Genomic DNA, 4849 nt, shown 5'->3' with positions numbered 1-4849 from the left:
GGCCGGCCGTCCGGGGGAGGGCTGGCCGCAGGCGCTGCGCGACCCCGAGATCGCCGCTGCCCTGGAAGCGCTGCACGCGGAACCGGCGGCGCCGTGGCGGATCGAGGACCTGGCCGCCCGCGTCGGGCTGTCCCGCGCCACCCTCGCCCGCCGGTTCACGGCGCTGACCGGGCAGCCGCCGATGGCGTACCTGACGTGGTGGCGCCTGACGACGGCGGCCCGCCTGCTGCAGGACACGGAGCTGCCGTTGCCGTCGATCGCGGCGAAAGTCGGTTATGGGTCGCCGTTCGCGTTTTCGCACGCGTTCAAGCGGCAGTTCGGGATCGCGCCGGGCGGGTTCCGGACGTCGCGTCCGACATCTCCCGGCGGCGGAAAAAGCGGTGCCGATGCCGGGCTGACGCCTCGACCATGATCGGATGGCGGCATGCGGGTCCTTTCGGAAGAGCAACTGGGCGCCGTGCTGGCGGGGGTGCCCGCGCCGGTGCCGCGGGTCGTGGTCAGCGGGAACTTCGCGACGCCCGCGCGGGCGCTGGCCGTCGTCGACGCGGCACTCGCGGAGTACCGGCTGTTCGCGCTGAACGCGCAGGACGGCCTGCCGGACCGGCCGGGGGTGGTGCTCGAAACCCCGTTCGTCGGGCCGGGGATGCGCGGCCGCGCCGGGCTGCGCTACTTCCCGTCCCGGCTGTCGCTCGTGCCGCAACTGCTCAAGCAGGCGCTGCCGCCCGACGTCGTGCTGGTGCACACGTCGGTGCCCGTCGACGGCGTGGTGTCGCTGGGCACCGAGGTCAACATCCTGCCCGCGGCGATCGAGGCCGCCCGCGCCCGCGGCGGCCTGGTGATCGCGCAGGTGAACCCGCACATGCCGTTCGTACACGGCGACGGCGTCCTGCCGCTCGACGAAATCGACTTCGCGCTCGAGGTCGAAGAACCGCTCCGGTCGCCGGTGCCGCGGCCGCTGGACGGCACGGCCCGGGAGATCGGCGAGCGGGTGGCCGGCCTGGTCGCCGACGGCGCGACGCTGCAGCTGGGCATCGGCGGGATCCCGGACGCGACGCTGGCCGCGCTGACCGGCCGCCGCGGGCTCGCGGTGTGGTCGGAGATGTTCAGCGACGGCGTGCTCGCGCTCGACCGCGCCGGTGCCCTCGACCCGGCCGAGCCGGTGACGGCGTCCTTCGTGTTCGGCAGCGCGGAGCTGTACGAGTGGGTCGACCGCAACCCGCGGGTGCGGTTGCTGCGCACCGAAAAGACGAACGACCCCGCGGTGATCGCCCGCCAGCGCCGGCTGGTGTCGGTGAACAGCGCGCTGGAGATCGACCTGTACGCGCAGGCCAACGCGAGCCGGGTCCGCGGCGCGATCCATTCGGGCTTCGGCGGGCAAACGGACTTCGTGGTCGGCGCCCTGCATTCCCCGGGCGGCCGGGCGGTCATCGCGCTCCCGTCGTGGCACCCCAAGGCGGACGTGTCGACCGTGGTGCCGCGGCTGGCCGGGCCGGTGACTTCGTTCCAGCACAGCTTTTTCGTGAGCGAGCAGGGCGTCGCGGCGATCTGGGGGCACGACGCCGGGGACCAGGCCCGGCAGATCGTCGACCGGGTCGCGCACCCCGACGCGCGGGCGGAACTGCGGGAGCGCGGGCGGGAACTGGGTTTCGCGCTGCGGTAAGGCTTTTCCCGACGAGCTGCCGGAGGTGGCCCGCCGAACGGACGTCCGCGCTACCTGGTGAACGTGAACCAGTTGACGTTGACGAAGTCCGACGCGCTGCCGGAGAACGTCAGGTACAGGTCGTGCACCCCGGTGGCCGCGCTGACGATGTTGGCCGGCACGGTCTGCCAGTTCTGCCAGCCGCCGTTGTTGGCGAAGTCGATCTCGGCGAGGACCGGGCCCGTGACGCTGTCCACCCGTGCCTTGATCGCACCGCTGACCCCGGCCGCCGCACCGGAGGCGAGGCGGGCGACGAACTGGTTCGGCGAGCTCGAACCGAAGTCGACGCGGGCGTACTTCAGCCAGTCGCCGTTCGCGATCCAGCCGACGTCGACGCCGCCTTCGCTGCACGACTCGTTCTGCGTGCCGCTCTGTGCGTTGTAGGCCTCCGCCTGGATGGTCGAGTACGCGCTCGTGCCGCCGCTGCCGGGCGGGGTCGTGCCGCCGCCCGCGCCCGGGCCCAGCGAGACCGTCCACGACGTCGGCGCCGGGTCCTGCAGGTGGCCGTCGACGGGCTGGGCGCCGGTCGGGCCGACGTCGTCGTACGGGAAGGCGTAGCCGATCGACGCGTACTGGTGCACCAGGCGGGAGTAGTGGTTCGTGGTGGCATCCTTGTAGAAATTGGCCGGCGCGACGCCGTCGGGTTGGTTGTTGCCGCCGGACACCAGCAGGCTGCTGCGGTTCAGCGCCGCGGCGAGGCGGGCGGCGACCGCGCCGCGCGCGTCCGCGCCGGAGTTGTAGAGCGGCCCGCTCGCGCAGCCGAAGATGTCGGCGGCGCTGGGCTTGGTGAACGGCACGCCGTTGGTGGTGAGGCCGGCGAACACGATCGCGTCGCCGCTGACCGTGCCGGCGTAGGAGCCGATCCCGCCCTGGCCGTTGATCGTCAGCGGCGTCGAGCGGTAGTGGTCCCAGACGGCGTTGAGGTAGTTCGTCCAGTAGCCACCGAAGTCGACGGGGGAGTGCCCTGGCGCGAGCACCCGCACCACCTTGCCGGAACTGTCGGTGACGACGAGGCGGTCCCACGGCGCGCCGTCGGTGTTGTGCTGGGCGCGCAGGCCGTCCGCGATGCTCCCGAGCGCGCCGTTCGGCAGCGGGCTGACCGACTGCGAGCCCGCCGCGCCGGTGGTGGCCATCGACACCGGCAGCGCGACCATGTCGACGTAGCTGATGTTCGCGTAGAGGTTCGCGCTGTTGTAGGTGAACTCGCAGAACGTCCAGTTCGTCTGCCAGTTCGGGTCCGAGCTGGTGAAGCCGGGCTGCACGAGGCCGGGGCCCGGGTTGACGAAGAACTGGATCTTCTTGTCGACGGAGAACCAGACGCGGCCGCCGATGAGGTAGTCGGTCAGCGTCACGGTGAGCTGCGAACCCGAGCCGCCGAGCGGGATGGCGTAGTCCGGGATCGGCGTCACCGGCGCGGACGGGTTGGGCAGCGCCTGGAACCGGCCGTCGGCGGTGACGAACCCAGGCCGGCCCGAGGTGTCCGCGCCGCTGATGTAGGCGTAGACGGTGCCACTGCCCGAATTGTTCTTCAGCGTCAACGGCAGGGCCGCGGCGGCTCGGGCGCGCGGCGCGGTGGCGGCGGACCACAGCGGCGCGCTCGCCGCGGCGACCAGGCCCGCGGTGACGAAGGTACGCCTCGACAGCATGGCACCTCCTCGGGAAGGCCGGGGTTCGCGGGGCAGGCCGCCGCGCGTCCGCCGGACAGAGTGACCGGACCGTAGGTATGCGGTCGGGGGCCGGTCAATATCCGGTGGGCCGGGTCGGGTACTGACGGCCCTCGACGGTGCCCTTTTGCCGCCCGGACCAGTGATCCCGGTGGTCCGCTCTTTGTCTACAGTGGACAGGGTGGGTGGGGGGCGGGGGCCGGTCGCGTCGCCGGAGGCGCTCGGCGTGGTGGTCCTGGGGATCTCACGGTCGTTTCCGCGGGAACCCCGGGGATCGTTCCGGGTACGGGCCAGTGGATGTGCGGGCAGCTGGCGGTGCGCGGGAAGCGGTCTGGTGGTGGGGCGGCGGATGGTGCATGCCGGTGGTGGCGCGCTGGGCCGGCTGGTGTGTGGGTGGGGCGCACCGGCAGCGGCTGCGGCTGCGAGTCGGTCGGCCGGTGTGTGGGCGCTGGCTGCGGGGCGGCTGGCTGGTGTGGGCGCGCCGGCTGCGGTTGCGAGTGGGCAACTGGTGTTTGTGCGCGCCGGCTGCGGATGCGAGTCGGCTTGGCGTGCGAGCCAGGCCGTGTCGCCTGAGAGCGGGCCGGCGTGGTGGTCCGGTCCCGAAGCCGTCCCGTGGGGCATGCTGGGGATCCGCGACCGAACGAGGAGGGTGCGCCGTGGACCTGCCGGCGGACATGGGGGCCTGGCGCGTCACCCGGCCCGGGCCGATGGCCTCGCGGCCCCTGGACTGGGCGCGGCTGCCGGTGCCCCGGCCCGCGGCGGGGGAGCTGCTGGTGCGGGTGCTGGTGTGCGGGGTGTGCCGGACCGATCTGCACGTGGCCGAAGGCGACCTGCCTGTGCACCGGCCGGGGGTGACGCCCGGGCACGAGGTCGTCGGCAAGGTGGTCGCCGCCGGGGCGGGGGCCGGTGCGTTCGCGGCCGGGGACCGGGTCGGGATCGCGTGGTTGCGCGAGACCTGCGGGCGGTGCCGGTTCTGCCTGCGAGAGCGGGAAAACCTCTGCCCGGAGTCGCGCTACACCGGCTGGGACGCCGACGGTGGGTACGCCGAGTTCGCGGTGGTCCCGGCGGCGTACGCGCTCGCGTTGCCGGGCGGCTACTCCGACGACGAGCTCGCGCCGCTGCTGTGCGCCGGGCTGATCGGGTACCACGCGCTCAAGCGGGCGGAACTGCCCGAAGGCGGCCGGCTCGGGATCTACGGTTTCGGCGGCAGCGCGCACCTGACGGCTCAGGTGGCGATCGCCCGGGGCGCCACCGTGCACGTCGTGACCCGCAGTGCCGAAGCGCGTGAACTCGCGCTGGCGCTGGGGGCCGCGTCCGCCGGGGACGCCGCGCCGGAGCTCCTCGACGCGGCGATCCTGTTCGCGCCGGCCGGTGCGCTCGTCCCGCCTGCGCTGGCCGCCCTCGATCGCGGCGGGACGCTGGCCATCGCGGGGATCCACCTGTCCGACGTGCCGGTCCTGAACTACCAGCGTCACCTGTTCCAGGA

The 4849-nt window shown here is 73.4% G+C and carries 4 protein-coding genes; 3 read left to right on the top strand and 1 reads right to left on the bottom strand.

The window, feature by feature from the left end; genetic code table 11:
• Positions 1 to 412 (top strand): helix-turn-helix transcriptional regulator (locus G3I65_RS11380; protein WP_160696075.1); only part of this gene is annotated, 412 nt, incomplete at its 5' end.
• A 12-nt stretch (positions 413 to 424) separates the two neighbouring features.
• A complete protein-coding gene (locus tag G3I65_RS11375; RefSeq protein WP_160696074.1) occupies positions 425 to 1660 on the top strand; it encodes an acetyl-CoA hydrolase/transferase family protein in 1236 nt (411 codons plus the stop codon).
• A 50-nt stretch (positions 1661 to 1710) separates the two neighbouring features.
• Here G3I65_RS11375 and G3I65_RS11370 read toward each other — a convergent pair whose 3' ends face one another.
• Positions 1711 to 3345: a beta-1,3-glucanase family protein gene (locus G3I65_RS11370; protein WP_160696073.1), complete on the bottom strand. Its 1635-nt coding sequence runs from the start codon at positions 3343 to 3345 to the stop codon at positions 1711 to 1713.
• Positions 3346 to 4037: 692 nt separating this feature from the next.
• Here G3I65_RS11370 and G3I65_RS11365 point away from each other — a divergent pair.
• A partial coding sequence (locus G3I65_RS11365) for a zinc-binding alcohol dehydrogenase family protein (protein WP_160696076.1) occupies positions 4038 to 4849 on the top strand: 812 nt, incomplete at its 3' end.

Source organism: Amycolatopsis sp. SID8362, assembly GCF_010550475.1.
Lineage (GTDB): Bacteria > Actinomycetota > Actinomycetes > Mycobacteriales > Pseudonocardiaceae > Amycolatopsis > Amycolatopsis eburnea.
The sequence above is the reverse complement of the archived record's forward strand: the minus strand, read 5'-3'. Positions and strand labels throughout refer to the sequence as shown.